Raw genomic sequence first — 14,443 nt, 5'->3', positions numbered from 1 at the left:
TACAAAGGGTACAGATTATTATTCTGGTCCTTTTTATTATGGAGAAATAGGAGTTGAATTTATTTATGAAAATAATCAATGGGGCGTTAATAACATGCTGCGTTTTGATTTAGGTAAAAAAAACCACCAAGCATTTCGCTTGGTGATTTTGTATTAGGACTCTAATTTTTTCCCACGTCTTAATAATAAAAGAAAGACAATGACAAGGAATCCAAGTATGAGAAGGAAACCATATTGTTTTATATAATCCATTATGTCATCTGTACTTGTTGGTTTTTCTACGTGAATGCCATCTTTATTTGTAGTAATATGAATATCTTTCATTTTTACTTCGTTTGTTTCTTTTTGTAAATCAATCCATTCCATGTTTGGAATGCTTTCTAGATTTTTTAAAACTTCTTTTAATGGTTCCACACCTAAGTAAGGGTGATAGAATGCACCAATAACTCCATCGGATAATTTAGCAACAGATAAAGCACGTTCTTTCATTTTAGCAAAAGCCTGTGGTTTATCTTCTTCAATAAATCCAACTGTTTCAGGCAGTAATTTCATTCCATGCAAAAATGATGGTGTACTTATGTATGCTGGAGAATGCATCGATTTCCAAGTTGTATCACTTAACTGTAGTTGTCCTACATAAGTTGAAAAGTACCTTGATAATACTTCATACCCTTTTTGAGACATTGTGTAATGAGGTGCTTCAAATGCGACAGGATATAGTTTAGCATCTACAAGTTCTTGAATGCCTTTTTCGATATGATCTGTCGTATATTTTTCTTCGAATGCTTTCCCTTTTTCTAAGTATTGATTATAGGCTTCTATATTTGGAAAATCGTTTTGTGTTTTCGGTTTTTCATGATTAGGTTGACGAATTGGTTGATCAGTTTTTACATCCCAAAATTCAAAGCCCTCACCAGTTTCTGTATCATAAAATTGGTGAGTATAACCATGCATAGTAATGGCTGCCCCATCGTCTTGCATAGAACGTAAAAGATCAACTAATTCTGGTTTGTCTTTTAATTGTATCTTTTTTCCTGTATGTGGATCTTTATATACCGGAATGACTGTAATCATGTAAGGGATTTGTTTCTCTTTTAGTAATGCAGCAATTTCTTTTAATTGATTTATATCTGCAGCGGGATGAACGTCCTCAAGCCGTAAATAAGCTGAAACTTTATCCGTTTTTGGTTTTTGTCCAAAGTAAGAAAATAACATTTCACCAACATAATGAGACATCCAATCAAAGAGATTTGGCGTTGCAACGTAATAAGATGTTCCGTGTTGAACGATTAGTGGATTGGTGTTATTTGCGCTTGAAGCGTTAGCGAGAACGATCCCATTTGTATCAACCGATTGAATTAATCGCTCTCCTTCTAAAGTATTTTCTAGCTTTTTGCTTGGATATTTAATTTTGTTAACCCGTACATCATTGCCCTTCAATGTAATGAAAGAAAAACGGCTAGATAATTGTTCAAGGTTTTGTCCTAGCGCTAATACAGGACCTGAGAAGTTTTCTAGAAATTGTTTTGTTTCAGTAGAAAATTCTTCTTTTTTTTCACCGATGTAAACAACATGTGTAAAAGAAGAGGAGTTAGTAGTTGTAGTTGCTTCTTTCAAACTTTTCACAGTTATATCATTTGTAAAATGCCCTAATTGAGTATTAAGGATTTGGATATTATTTGTAACCGTATCTTCTTTTGTACTATATAGAACCAGTACCTTTGGTTTTGATGATGTTTGTGCAGAGGCATGTATAGGGATGAGTAGTAAAATGCTGAACAAGAGTAGTAGGTATTTTTTCATTTTGTGTTCTCCTATTCTATATATGGAATTCAATTTACAATTATATAGAAGAAATAAGTTATAGTCCAATTATGTTACATTTTTAGACGTATTTACCATTGTTTTATTCGCAAAATCAGTCTAAAGCATGATGATAATATGTATAGTTATTTGCTATGATGGAAGAGTAAGAGAATGATAGAATGTAGGTAATTGTAAAGGGAAGAACGCTGAAAGGGGACAAATTTCAGCGGAGAAAGAGGTAGAGATAGTGAAGAAATTCTTTGTAGGATTTTTAGTTGTTCTTGGAGTATATTTATATTTCCAAGGAAAGTCTGAAGGAATGGATAAGCTAGTGAATGAGACAAGTTATGTTGATTCAGAAGAAGCAAAACAGATGAAACAAGTTATTATAGAGGAAGCAAAGAAAGTAAATCTTCCGGAATGGATACCTCTTACAATTGCCGAACATGAAAGTCGGTTAAATCCAAGAAGTGTTGGAGATAATGGAACTTCATTCGGATTGTTTCAATTGCACCGCGGTGGCGGACTTGCGCCGGATCATTTAACTGATGATGAGTTGAAAGATCCACGTACAAATGCACAAATTGCAATGCCGCATTTAGTGAAAGGATATAAGCGCGGGGTGCAAAAAGGTTTAACTGATTTTGCATTACTAAAATATGTAGCGAATACATCTGGATGGCCAGGCAATTTAGGGCCAGAGTGGACGGATAATAACATGAAGTATAACGTTGGATTAGAGAACGTATACTATCGAAATAAAGGTGTAATAAAGTGAGGCTTTAATTAGCGGAGAGAGTGTTCATCCATCCCTGATTATTAGTCTTCATCAATCGGGCTACTGTCCAAAAATAGCGGTAAAACAGAGTAGGTTTTCTATACCTACTCTGTTTTTTTATGAATCATTCCATCTTTTTCTTTCGTGAAGTACTGCGCTAGTTGTATTTTCACCTCTTCTAGTTTTGTAGAAACTTGTGGTATTTTATATCCTACATACAATGGTGAAACGACAAAGCGCGGAACAACTTTACAAATGATTTTTCCATTTAAGTGATAGAAGAATAAGTTATAGCTACTGCATCCTTTATGGAAATCTGTCAGTATGTAGCGTACAGTTTGCTGAATGTAATTTGCCATTTCATCTATAAATGCAATATTTTCAATGACTAGGTTAAATTCAGTAAAGCCAATAATAGGACGCTCTGAAATATTAAGTTCAATGCGTTCATTTTTTTGAACAATTATCCCTTGGAAATTTTCTTCTTCAATATTTTCGAGATAGTTTACATGTTTCATTCCAATAATCTGCATGTGTGCATGGTGCAAACTCCCACCTGAGAATGGACCGTGATTTTTATATAAAATCACAGATGTAAATTCTTCACTTTCCTGCAACTTTAGCCAATGTTGAATAGAAAAATGTATTAGTTTTTTCATATGTTCTTCTGTATATGTAGCGATATGATCTTCACAATTATCTGTTTCGATTAATACGGTTTGAAACGTATCCTTTAATGTAGGGAATTTATTTTTTAACCAAATAATTGAGCCCTCAGTTGCTAAAATATCCGTTAAATTTTCTTTATCGCAAAATGGACAGGCGGCGTTTCTATTCCGAATGCTTTCTGGTTTTTGTTTACCGATATCGTTTAAAAAATATAGTTGTTGTGTATCCATTTGTCTATATGCCCCTTTAAAATATGTGTAAAAATCCCGCTTAATACATTCGGGACAAGGAGGAGGAAATCCTTTAAAGAGGATAGGAAAAAATAAAAGACAAGATATCCTCATTATGATAGGGTACCTTGTCTTTTATTTTTTCTTTAACAATGTGTATGGATAATATAGAGTATTTTCATTACGCCTCTTTTTTCTATTTTTCATTGTGTATAAGGCAATTGCTGTACTTGCGATTACAATAATGGCTTTCTTCATATTCATATACCCCTTTTTATTGTTGGTTTAATTCTTGACTAACTGCTTTTGCATCAACTAAAGCGTGTAAAATCATTTTTACCATGTTCATCATATTTCTTCACTCCTTTTTATAGTTCGTTTAGTTCTTTTACAACTGCTTGTCCGTTCACTAATACCTCAAAGATTGATTTTACGATTGCTTTCATCATGATTGTTTCCTCCTTTTGTTTATCTCTCTTATCTACATCTTTATTGTATAGGGAGGCATCTTTTCGTACTATCGCTTTCCATTACGTGAACATAACAGTTTTGTAAGATTTGATGTCACTTATTGAAATGTTTAGTCTATCTTCATTATTTTCAGAAAAATGACTATTCAAACATGAATTTGGAAAGTATAATAAAGAAGTAAGTATTAAATTCCGTACGAAAGGGGTGAATGAGATGAAACGTTCTTTAGCTGCGCGTGCCAAATTTTTAGATTTTATCTATTTTTGTCGTGCGATTTTTCATGATGTAGTTGTTAACGGGATACGTATGCCCTTTTTTAACAATTGCATAGTGGCTATTGAACGATAGAAATCTCTTCACCCATTTTTAATAAACGTGTGAAAAGGGAGCTATTTAGCTTCCTTTTTCTATGCCGAAAACCATGGGGAACGTTTCTTTCCCATGTTTTTTTTATATTGAAAGGAGTACGGAAAATGACAATTTGTAGTGTAAATAATGTAACGAAATCTTTTGGTGGAAACATCATATTTGAAAATATATCGCTTGAAATAAAGAATGGTGAACGTGTTGGATTGGTTGGTCGTAACGGTAGTGGGAAGACAACAATCTTTCAGCTTCTAACCGGAATGGAAAGTTTGGATGCAGGAGCTATTCATATGAAGAAAGGTACACGTATTGGTCATGTGGCACAAATTCCAAAATTTGATGTGGGTATGACGGTATATGATGTATTGAGTTCAGCTTTTAAAGTTGAAAAGGAATTAGAAAGGGAAATGCATGCTTTAGAAAAAAGTATGGTGGAAGAACAGGAACCTTCTGTTTTACAAAGATTAATGGAGAGGTACGGAGAAATTCAAGAGAAGTTCACGTTTCTTGGTGGTTATGAAATAGAAGCGAATATTATGAAGGTAGCAAATGGTCTACAGGTGACAGAACTATTCCCTCGATCATTTCTGGAGTTAAGTGGTGGGGAACAAACAAAAGTAAGCCTTGCATACATGCTATTGCAGAAACCGGATTTACTTCTGTTAGATGAGCCGACCAATCATCTAGATTTATTCGCTGTAGAATGGTTAGAGCAATTTTTAAAAGAATACAATGGAACAGTTATGGTTATTTCACATGATCGCTATTTCCTTGATGAAGTTGTAACGAAGATTTTTGATTTGGAAGATGGAGAGATTCACGTGTATCATACAAACTATTCTCGGTTTGTTGAAGAAAAGGAAGAAAGATTGCTTCAGGAGTTTCAAGCTTATCAAGAACAGCAAAAGAAAATAAAGAAAATGAAAGAAGCCATTAAGCGTCTACGCGAATGGGCAAACCAAGCGAATCCGCCGAACGAAGGATTGCATAAGAGAGCCAGAAATATGGAACGTGCGCTAGAGCGCATGGAGAAATTAAAGAGACCGATTTTGGAAAGAAAACAGATGGGATTAGAGTTTGAAGGACAAGAGAGAAGCGGAAAAGATGTTGTTATCATGAAAGAAGTGAGTAAAGGTTTTGCAGACCAACCTTTATTTGAACAAGCGAATCTACATGTTCGTTTTCAAGAGCGTGCGGCTATCGTTGGTCGTAATGGTACGGGAAAAACAACGCTACTAAAGTTATTATTAGAAGAAATAGAGCCAGATGCTGGTGAAATTCGGATTGGTAGTAGTGTTAAAATCGGTTATTTATCGCAGCACGCGTATGGAAATATGAAGAGTAATGTATTGGAAGCATTCAGAGAGTATGTAGCTGTAACAGAGGGAGACGCAAGGCATATATTAGCTAAGTTTTTATTTTATGGCCCAGCGGTGTTTAAGAAAGTAACGCAACTGAGTGGTGGAGAAAAAATGAGGTTAAGGCTTGCGCAACTTATGTATCAAGATATTAATTTTTTAATTTTAGATGAGCCGACAAACCATCTCGACATTGAATCAAGGGAAGTTTTAGAGGAAGCTCTTGAACAATATAATGGAACGATTCTAGCTGTTTCACATGATCGTTACTTTTTAAATAAGTTATTTGAAAAGACGTATTGGATTGATAATCATAAATTATTTGAGTTTGCTGGGAACTATGCATGGGCTCGCCAAAAATGGGAAGAAAAACTTGAGAAACCAGTAATAAAGCAAAAACGCCAAGGAAGAAAAAGCGTTGAAGCATCCCCTATAAAAAAGAAAGACACTAGAAGTTTTGAGGAAATTGAAACCGAGTTAATGCATATAGAAGAAAGTATATATGCGATAGAATGTGAAATGGAACATGTAGCTGATGTTGAAAGACTTGAAAAATTATATGAGGAAAAAACGAAGAAAGAGTTGTTACGAGTAGAGTTATATAATGAGTTGGAGAATATTGTGGAGTAAAGGGTAGAAAGTTAATTCTTTCAGTTTTGCTGAAGGAATTAACTTTCTTTTTTATAACTATATTTTAAGTGGTAAATAAAAATTGTGTTTCACGTGAAACAGTAAATTCGATAAATATTTGTCACGCAATTTGTATGGATCGTGGAATATGTGAAATGGTAAGGGGAATTACATAATATAGGTTAATTATTTCCCAAGACATAACTATATGTAACAGAGAGTTAAGATTGAAAAAAGCAGAGTTACAGCTTTACGCGCTGAACTCTGCTTTCTTTTTTTGTGGTATCTTCCCTTGTTGAAATGATAATAGCGATCCCGAGCATAATAAAAAAAGCTAAAAAGAGGACGAACTTGGGGAAGAACGGGAATAGTAATAGTGCCCCGACTATCATAATTGTTAACAATACATAGTGCAGGACATATTGGAATAGGTTGTCCATATTTTCGCCCCCTTTTTGGTAATTGGTTATTAGTATTCTATGTTCTATGATTAACAAATAGAATCAGTTTTTTATGATTTTTATAACGAAATAAGGGAGAAGAATAATTTTGAAGGAATTATCAAAATATTTTTTTAGAAAGAATTGACAAAATATAGCGGACGATATAAGCTAATAACCATAAAGTCTACCGGAAAGGTCGGAATAGGATTGTTACCCCTCAAAAAACATCTATTTTTTTACGATTAAAACCGACTTTTCCGATTGGCTATAAATGTTGCTGTGGGAGGCATACATAAGGTAAGTAGTTCAGAGGGTATAATTATAAAAAGTTAGGGTGGGGACAATGAAGACAAAGACGAAAAAATGGGCTGGTGTATTTTCGGTATTACTGAGTAGTTCGCTTGTTTTATCCGCTTGTGGGGGACAGGAGGAGACGGCTTCTACAGAGCCGGTTAAACAACAAGATTTAAAAAATATAAAAATTGAAAAGATCGCTGCGACAGATAAAACGAAAGTGCCAGATAAAGCGAAGAATAGAAAAGATACGTTAGTAGTTGGAATTAACAAACCAGGCGGCGTATTCTTACCATATTTCCAACAAAATGGTTGGGATGGAAATGTAACTTCAGTTATTTTTGCGTCTCTTGTATCAACCGATAAACAAGGGAAACCAATTCCGGAATTGGCTGAGAAGTGGGACATTTCTTCTGATCAGTTAACATATACATTCCATTTACGTAAAGATTTAAAATTTAGTGATGGATCGCCATTAACAGCAGATGATGTAGCGTTCACATTGACACTTTTACACGATAAGGCATATGAAGGCGAAGTAGACATCTCTCAATATGCAGTTAAAGGTGGTAAAGAATATAAAGAAGGAAAAGCAACTTCAATTGAAGGTATTCAAGTTGTCGATCCACAAACAATAAAAATTACGACTGAAAAGGTTAATTCACAGGCCATATTTGTTTTAGGTGGTACGGTATTATCAAAAGCGTATTACGGAAAAGATTACAAGCAAAATACAAGTTTAGATTATTTGAAAGAGTTATATGGAAAGCCTCTAGCTGCGGGTCCATATAAATTTGAAAAATATATTCCAGGTCAAGAAGTCCGTTTTGTAGCAAATGAAAATTATTATGCAGGCAAACCAAAAATTCCGAACTTCATTTATAAAATTACTTCTGGTGATACGAAACTTCAATTATTCCAAACGGGTGAAGTTGATCATACTAGTTTAGGTACAGGTGATGAGGTTCTTGAACAAGCGAAAGCTTTACAATTCGCAAATATTCAAATCGAAACGGCAGCGTCATTTAGTTACATTTATATGAATAATAACAAGCCATACTTAAAGGATAAAAAGGTCCGCCAAGCACTTATTTACGGACTAGATCGTAAAAAGTATGTTGATACAGCATTAAAAGGATACGGTACGGTAGCGAATGTACCAATTCATCCAACTTCTTGGGCTTATACAGAAGAAGGCGTTAATAAATATGAGTATGACAAAGAAAAAGCGAAAAAGTTATTAGATGAAGCAGGATGGAAAGTTGGCTCGGATGGAATTCGTGAAAAAGATGGTCAAAAATTAAAGCTTTCTTATTTCGGTCCAAGTTCAGCTAAAGATAGTGATTTATTAATTCCAATTGCGAAAGAGAATTATAAAGAGATAGGTGTAGAATTTAATCCTGAATTTATGGACTTTAATACGATGCTTTCAAAAGTGAACAAAGGTGATTATGATTTAGCTTCTGTTGCTACGCCGATTACATCTGATCCGAGTGAAACAGTTGGTGAATATTTATCGAGTGCGAATGAGGAGAGCCTTGGTTATAAAAATGCAAAAGTAGATGAGTTAATTCAAAAAGGTATTGAAACGGTAGATATTGAAAAACGTAAACCAATCTATAAAGAACTTTATAAAGAATTAAGTGATGATCCACCAGTAATTCTAGTAAACTACCGTAGAACAATTACTGGTTATAACGGGAATATAAAAGGAATTGACCCTGAAAAATACAATAGTATTAGTGCAAACTTACCAGTATTATCATTTGAAAAATAACGATAAGAATGTATGAGTAGAAGACATTTTTTCATTCGGTTAGTAGTGTGCCGCAGTGAAAAAATGTTCTTCTATTTTAAGCATAAGATTGGAGAGAAAAAGGGTGAAAACATATATTGTTCGTAGGTTGCTACAAATGATTCCTACACTGTTTGGTACATCAATTATTATTTTCTTCTTGTTTGCACTTCTTCCGGGGGATTATATTGATTCGAATCCAAAGATTACACCAGAAAGGGCAGCTGAGCTTAGGGAATTGTATGGATTAAATAAGCCAATTGTTGAGCGTTATTTTCATTGGTTAGGTAATGCGTTGCAAGGGGATTTTGGTTTTTCGCTGCAATATCAAGAACCTGTAACGTCATTATTAAATAAGTTTATTTGGAATTCTTTTAGTGTAGCTGTTATTGCATTGTTTTTTATTTGGTTAATTGCACTTATTATCGGTGTATTTTCAGCGACAAAGCAACATTCTTTATTCGATAAGCTTGTAACAATTGGTGTCTTTGCAGCGATGTCATTCCCTTCCTTCTTTATCGGTTTGTTTTTAATTAAAGTGTTCGCGGTTGACTTTAAGTTATTACCGATAGGTGGAATGATTGATGTTGGTAGTAATTCTACTGGATTTGCCTATGTGATAGAAGTTGCAAAACATATGGTGTTACCAGTATTTATTTTGACTCTTCTTGGGGTAGGTTCATTGACTCGTTATTTTAGAACGAGCATGTTAGAGGTTGTGAGACAAGATTACATACGAACAGCACGAGCAAAAGGTTTAAAGGAAAAGACTGTTATTTATAAGCATGCATTAAAAAATGCAATTTTACCGGCGATTACTTTATTAGCATTTGAATTACCCGGTTTATTTTCAGGAGCCATTATTATTGAACAAATTTTTAATTGGCCAGGTATCGGTAATATTCAATTAGAAGCACTTAATTTCCGTGATTATACAGTGTTAATGGCATTTACGATGTTTCTTTCTTGTTTAACAATCGTATCGAACTTTTTCGCAGACATTGTATATGCAGTTGTTGATCCACGTATTCGGTTGAAGTAAGGGGGGAATGAGATGGAAACTGTTACAGCGATTACAGAGAGAAAAGGAAAAAAGAGAAAAAATGAATCATCACCATGGCGACAAGCTCTTAAAAAGATAAAGAAAAATAAGATGGCACTAGTAGGGTCGTATGCATTAATTTTTATGTTTGTATTTTGTTTTATCGGACCGTTTTTTTCGCCATATGCATCAGGAAAAATACAAGTTGCACTAATTAACAAACCACCTAGTTTCTCTCATTGGCTTGGTACAGATCAGTTAGGAAGAGATATTTTAACGAGACTCATGCAAGCGGGACGAATTTCATTAACGATTGGATTAGCTTCAATGGTTTTATCAGTGATACTAGGAGCTGTATTAGGAGCTATTGCAGGGTTTTATCGTGGTATCGTTGATAATATTATTATGCGTCTTGCAGATATTTTAATGTCGATGCCAGGATTACCGTTACTTATTATAATGGGGGCGATTTTATCAGAGTGGAAAGTACCGTCTGATTATCGTCTGTATGTCATTATGATTATTTTAAGCTTGGTAGGTTGGCCAGGGCTTGCACGTCTTGTAAGAGGTCAAATTTTATCACTTAGAGAGCAAGCGTTTATGCAAGCTGCTGATGTGCTAGGAATAAAAGATTACCGGAAAATTATATATCACTTAATCCCTAATGTTTTACCAATTTTAATTGTTGTATCTACATTAGGTGTTGCCGGTTCAATTCTAGGGGAATCCGCACTAAGTTACTTAGGTCTCGGCGTTGTCCCGCCTACACCATCATGGGGGAACATGATTAGCGCAGCTAACTCATTAATCGATTTCCAAAAGCGTCCGTGGCTATGGATTCCACCCGGTTTTGCAATCTTTATAACAGTTGTATCAATTAATTTACTTGGTGATGCACTTCGTGATGCGTTAGATCCAAAGATGAGACGGTAGGTGAGGAAATATGAGTAAAGCGGTAGTAGAGCTGAAAGATTTACAAACACACTTCCAGACAGAGGAAGGGACAGTAAAGGCTGTTAATCATGTTAGCTTTGCAGTTCGAGAAGGTGAAACAGTTTGTGTTGTAGGTGAATCGGGTTGCGGGAAGAGTGTAACGGCTTTATCTATTATGGGACTTATTGCTGAATCAGGCAGTGTAGTAGGTGGCGATATTTTATATGAAGGAAAAAGTCTTTTAGGAATGAAAGAAAAAGAACTTCGTAGTTTAAGAGGTAATGATATTGCGATGATTTTCCAAGAACCGATGACATCGCTAAATCCAGTCTTCACTGTAGGAGAACAAATTGTAGAAACGTTAAGAGAGCATGAATTACTTAGTAAAAATGAAGCGTATAAGAGGGCAATCGAATTAATTCGCAAAGTTGGTATAGCTCGTGCAGATGAAATTGTCCATTCTTATCCGCATGAACTAAGCGGCGGGATGTTACAACGTATTATGATTGCTGTTGCACTTAGCTGTAATCCGAAGTTATTAATTGCGGATGAGCCAACAACGGCCCTTGATGTTACGATTCAAGCGCAAATATTAGATTTATTAAGGCAAATAAAAGAGGAATTTAAAACATCTATCTTATTAATTACACATGATTTAGGCGTTGTAGCAGAAATGGCTGATTACGTTGTTGTTATGTATGGTGGAAAAGTTATCGAAGAAGCACCGGTACTAGAAATATTCCAAAATCCAAAACATCCATATACGAAAGGGTTGCTAAAATCAAAACCAGTAATGGGGAAAAGAATAGATAAACTTTATTCTATTCCAGGGCAAGTTCCTAATTTAGTTGGCCTAGGAGAATTTTGCTACTTTAGCGGTCGTTGTGAGCATTGTATGGAAATATGTAAAGAAGAAGCACCGAATCTGAATGTACATGATGAGAATCATAAAGTAGCTTGCTGGTTATATGAGGAGCGTGCGGGGCAATGAACGAACCATTATTAGAAGTACAAAACTTAAAGACGTATTTCCCGATTAAAGGCGGCATATTTAGTAGAACGATTGGACATGTAAAAGCAGTTGATGGAGTAAGTTTTACTATTAATAAAGGTGAAGTATTTGGCCTTGTTGGCGAATCAGGAAGTGGGAAAACAACGATAGGAAAAACAATTTTACGTCTCGTCCAAAAAACGGAAGGGGAAGTGAAGTTTAAAGGAAAGGATGTTTATTCTCTATCCAAGGAGGAATTGAGAAAACATCGTCCTAACATGCAGCTTGTGTTCCAAGATCCATTTAGCTCGTTAAATCCAAGAATGAGAATTGGAGAAGCGCTTGGTGAACCGATGTTGGTTCATGAACTAGCGACGAAAGAAAATGTTCGTGAAAAAGTGATAGAAGTATTGGAGTTATGCGGTTTAGCTCCATATCATATTGATCGGTATCCTCATGAGTTTTCTGGTGGACAACGTCAGCGTATCGTTATTGCAAGAGCTATGGTATTAAATCCAGAATTTATTGTAGCTGACGAACCTGTGGCAGCACTAGATGTATCTATTCAAGCACAAATCATTAATTTATTTAGTGAGTTACAGGAGAAAAAGGGATTATCTTATTTATTTATTTCGCATGATTTAAGTGTGGTAGAACATTTATGTACGAAAATTGGGATTATGTATTTAGGAACGATTGTAGAGACTGCACCGCGCGATGAGTTATTTACGAATCCACTTCATCCGTACACAAAAGCATTGTTATCAGCGGTGCCAATACCAGATCCAACAGTGAAGAGAGAGCGAATTATATTAGAGGGGGATATTCCAAGTCCAGCGAATCCGCCTTCAGGTTGTCGCTTTCATACCCGTTGCCCGTTTGCTACAGAGGTTTGTAAAAAAACGGTACCGGAATTTCGTAATGTTGGTGAAGGGCACTTTGTTGCTTGCCATCACGTATAAAAGAAAAGGACCCTTTCAAAATGTGAAAGAGTCCTTTTTTTATTTACTAGATGAAGTTTGTTTCAATACAAATTGTTCAATTGCGTGAGCAACACCATGCTCATTATTCGTTAATGTTACAACATCACACAATTTCTTTACATCATCTTCAGCATTACCCATTGCAACAGATAAACCAGCAACCTCTAACATCGGTACATCGTTAAAATTGTCACCGATAGCAACTGTATCTTCCATTGGAATGTTAAAATGAGCAGCCATCTGCTTTAGGCCATTCCCTTTATGCCCATTCTTATCCATAATTTCTACATTAGTAGGAGCTGACGCTGTAACTGAAATGTCTGCATCTTCTTGTAAAGTTTGTAATAGTTGTTCACGATGAGCAGCATTAAATGTCAAAATGAAGAACTTAGATACTTCTAGCGCTGGATTGTTCACAACATCTTCTATTTTTTGGAAATCAGTAATTAAGTTTGATTTCTTTTGCTTTTCTGTAATTCTTTCGAGTTCTTTCAGTGTAACATCTAGCGTATGCTTGTTTTCTTCAAATGCCTGCATAACTTGATCTTGCCATGTATAAGGAGAATAGACTCCTTTATTTGTATATAGCTTATATGGAAATCCTTCAGATTCTAGTAACTTTGCAAGTTTGTATACTTTATCACTTTGTAAACAACGCGAGTTAATTACATTTCCATCCACATAAACAATTGCCCCATTGCTTGCTCCAACTGGAAGAGATAATTGGTATTCTTCCAATAGTTTTAAAGCATCCTCTTTTGCGCGGCCAGAACAAATCATTACAATGTGCCCAGCTTCTTTTGCATTTTGGATTGCTTGTAAGTTCTCTTTGGAGATTTCAAGATTAGATGACAGTAGTGTACCATCCATATCTAATGCGATTAATTTCAAAATGACCACCTCTTTGTTTTTATTATACATAGTTATATAGAGGAAACATATAAACTTATCTTGGAAAGATGGTATTTTATCTCGTAGTAACTATTAGTGAAAATTCAATAGACTCACTGTCATTTAGTAGAGTTTTACTTTGATTTGTAACAAAAGTAGGTAGGAAGAGGATTATATTTCGTTTTATGACTGTAATATTACATGAATGTTACAAAGGTGAATCTAGTAGAAAGTGCATTAAAACAAGGTTTTTTGGGGGTGTTATAAAAAAACGTAAAAAAAGTGTAATAAAATTTACGTAATTATATTGCAACGTAACAATAGTTATGTTACATTAATGTTACAAACGTTACGTTATTAAATTCAATGTAACGTTAATATAAAAACTATGAAATATAATTTCTTAGAAATTAATATAGATAACAAATAAAAAGGGAGGATAATAGATATGAAAGAGCAAGTATTACAAGTAACAAAAGGTGACTTCGTAGGATCAGCAAGTGGAGCAGTAGTATTAACAGCATTAATCGTATTTCTATCAAGCGTATTAGTATAATAGAAGTTTTGTAACAAAAACAAATGAAGGGAGAATGAAAGATATGAAAGAGCAAGTATTACAAGTAACAAAAGGTGATTTCGTAGGATCAGCAAGTGGAGCAGTAGTATTAACAGCATTAATCGTATTTCTATCAAGCGTATTAGTATAATAGAAGTTTTGTTACAAAAATGAAGTGGAGGGAGAATGAAAGATATGAAAGAGCAA

General features: G+C 34.8%; 14 protein-coding genes and 1 pseudogene. 10 read left to right on the top strand and 5 right to left on the bottom strand.

Translation table 11 applies throughout. The features are described from left to right. Positions 1-153: 153 nt before the first annotated feature. On the bottom strand, positions 154-1,803 hold the full coding sequence (locus DN410_RS24230) for a DUF2334 domain-containing protein (RefSeq protein WP_149178357.1): 1,650 nt from the start codon (positions 1,801-1,803) through the stop codon (positions 154-156). Positions 1,804-2,053: 250 nt separating this feature from the next. Here DN410_RS24230 and DN410_RS24225 point away from each other — a divergent pair, with 250 nt between their 5' ends. Beyond that, on the top strand, positions 2,054-2,584 hold the full coding sequence (locus DN410_RS24225; protein ID WP_149178356.1) for a transglycosylase SLT domain-containing protein: 531 nt from the start codon (positions 2,054-2,056) through the stop codon (positions 2,582-2,584). A 104-nt stretch (positions 2,585-2,688) separates the two neighbouring features. Here DN410_RS24225 and DN410_RS24220 read toward each other — a convergent pair whose 3' ends face one another. Both DN410_RS24220 and DN410_RS24215 read right to left on the bottom strand, forming a co-directional pair. Then, positions 2,689-3,483 (bottom strand): DUF4931 domain-containing protein, encoded by a 795-nt coding sequence (locus DN410_RS24220; RefSeq protein WP_472926188.1) that lies wholly within the window; start codon positions 3,481-3,483, stop codon positions 2,689-2,691. Positions 3,484-3,618: 135 nt separating this feature from the next. Further along, positions 3,619-3,747, bottom strand: coding sequence for a spore coat protein B (locus DN410_RS24215; RefSeq protein WP_149178354.1), 129 nt, complete (start codon positions 3,745-3,747; stop codon positions 3,619-3,621). A 420-nt stretch (positions 3,748-4,167) separates the two neighbouring features. On the opposite strand from DN410_RS24215, the gene DN410_RS28580 reads away from it, so the two are divergent. Together DN410_RS28580 and abc-f are read left to right on the top strand one after the other, a co-directional pair. Further along, positions 4,168-4,302 carry an RAxF-45 family protein gene (locus DN410_RS28580; RefSeq protein WP_098268924.1) on the top strand — a complete coding sequence of 45 codons (135 nt, stop codon included), beginning with the start codon at positions 4,168-4,170 and terminating at the stop codon, positions 4,300-4,302. Positions 4,303-4,375: 73 nt separating this feature from the next. Beyond that, positions 4,376-6,308, top strand: a pseudogene (gene abc-f / locus DN410_RS24210) (ribosomal protection-like ABC-F family protein). A 242-nt stretch (positions 6,309-6,550) separates the two neighbouring features. On the opposite strand, the gene DN410_RS24205 reads toward abc-f, so the two are convergent. Continuing rightward, positions 6,551-6,748, bottom strand: coding sequence for a hypothetical protein (locus DN410_RS24205; RefSeq protein WP_000369257.1), 198 nt, complete (start codon positions 6,746-6,748; stop codon positions 6,551-6,553). A gap of 346 nt (positions 6,749-7,094) precedes the next feature. On the opposite strand from DN410_RS24205, the gene DN410_RS24200 reads away from it, so the two are divergent. From DN410_RS24200 to DN410_RS24180, 5 genes are all read left to right on the top strand, one after another. Continuing rightward, on the top strand, positions 7,095-8,822 hold the full coding sequence (locus DN410_RS24200; protein WP_149178352.1) for an ABC transporter substrate-binding protein: 1,728 nt from the start codon (positions 7,095-7,097) through the stop codon (positions 8,820-8,822). 103 nt (positions 8,823-8,925) lie between these two features. Then, complete coding sequence (locus DN410_RS24195) at positions 8,926-9,882, top strand: ABC transporter permease (protein ID WP_000860738.1); 957 nt, start codon at positions 8,926-8,928, stop codon at positions 9,880-9,882. A gap of 12 nt (positions 9,883-9,894) precedes the next feature. Beyond that, positions 9,895-10,815 carry an oligopeptide ABC transporter permease gene (opp4C, locus tag DN410_RS24190; protein WP_149178351.1) on the top strand — a complete coding sequence of 307 codons (921 nt, stop codon included), beginning with the start codon at positions 9,895-9,897 and terminating at the stop codon, positions 10,813-10,815. Between the two features lie 10 nt (positions 10,816-10,825). Further along, positions 10,826-11,806, top strand: coding sequence for an ABC transporter ATP-binding protein (locus DN410_RS24185; protein WP_149178350.1), 981 nt, complete (start codon positions 10,826-10,828; stop codon positions 11,804-11,806). Then, a complete protein-coding gene (locus DN410_RS24180; RefSeq protein ID WP_149178349.1) occupies positions 11,803-12,768 on the top strand; it encodes an ABC transporter ATP-binding protein in 966 nt (321 codons plus the stop codon). The genes DN410_RS24185 and DN410_RS24180 overlap by 4 nt, the downstream gene beginning before the upstream one ends. A 39-nt stretch (positions 12,769-12,807) precedes the next feature. Here the strand turns inward: DN410_RS24180 and DN410_RS24175 are convergent, their stop codons facing one another. Next, positions 12,808-13,680, bottom strand: coding sequence for a Cof-type HAD-IIB family hydrolase (locus DN410_RS24175; protein ID WP_149178348.1), 873 nt, complete (start codon positions 13,678-13,680; stop codon positions 12,808-12,810). Positions 13,681-14,128: 448 nt separating this feature from the next. Between DN410_RS24175 and DN410_RS24170 the strand changes: the two genes are divergently transcribed. Beyond that, positions 14,129-14,236, top strand: a complete 108-nt coding sequence (locus DN410_RS24170) for a DUF3948 family protein (protein WP_000664237.1) — start codon at positions 14,129-14,131, stop codon at positions 14,234-14,236. Positions 14,237-14,270: 34 nt separating this feature from the next. Beyond that, entirely contained in the window at positions 14,271-14,387 is a 117-nt protein-coding gene (locus tag DN410_RS24165; RefSeq protein WP_000654250.1) for a DUF3948 family protein, read from the top strand. The last annotated feature ends 56 nt before the right edge of the window (positions 14,388-14,443 follow it).

The sequence above is a fragment of the Bacillus sp. SH5-2 genome (genome assembly GCF_008368905.1).
GTDB classification, from domain to species: Bacteria; Bacillota; Bacilli; order Bacillales; family Bacillaceae_G; genus Bacillus_A; species Bacillus_A luti.
The sequence above is the reverse complement of the archived record's forward strand: the minus strand, read 5'-3'. Positions and strand labels throughout refer to the sequence as shown.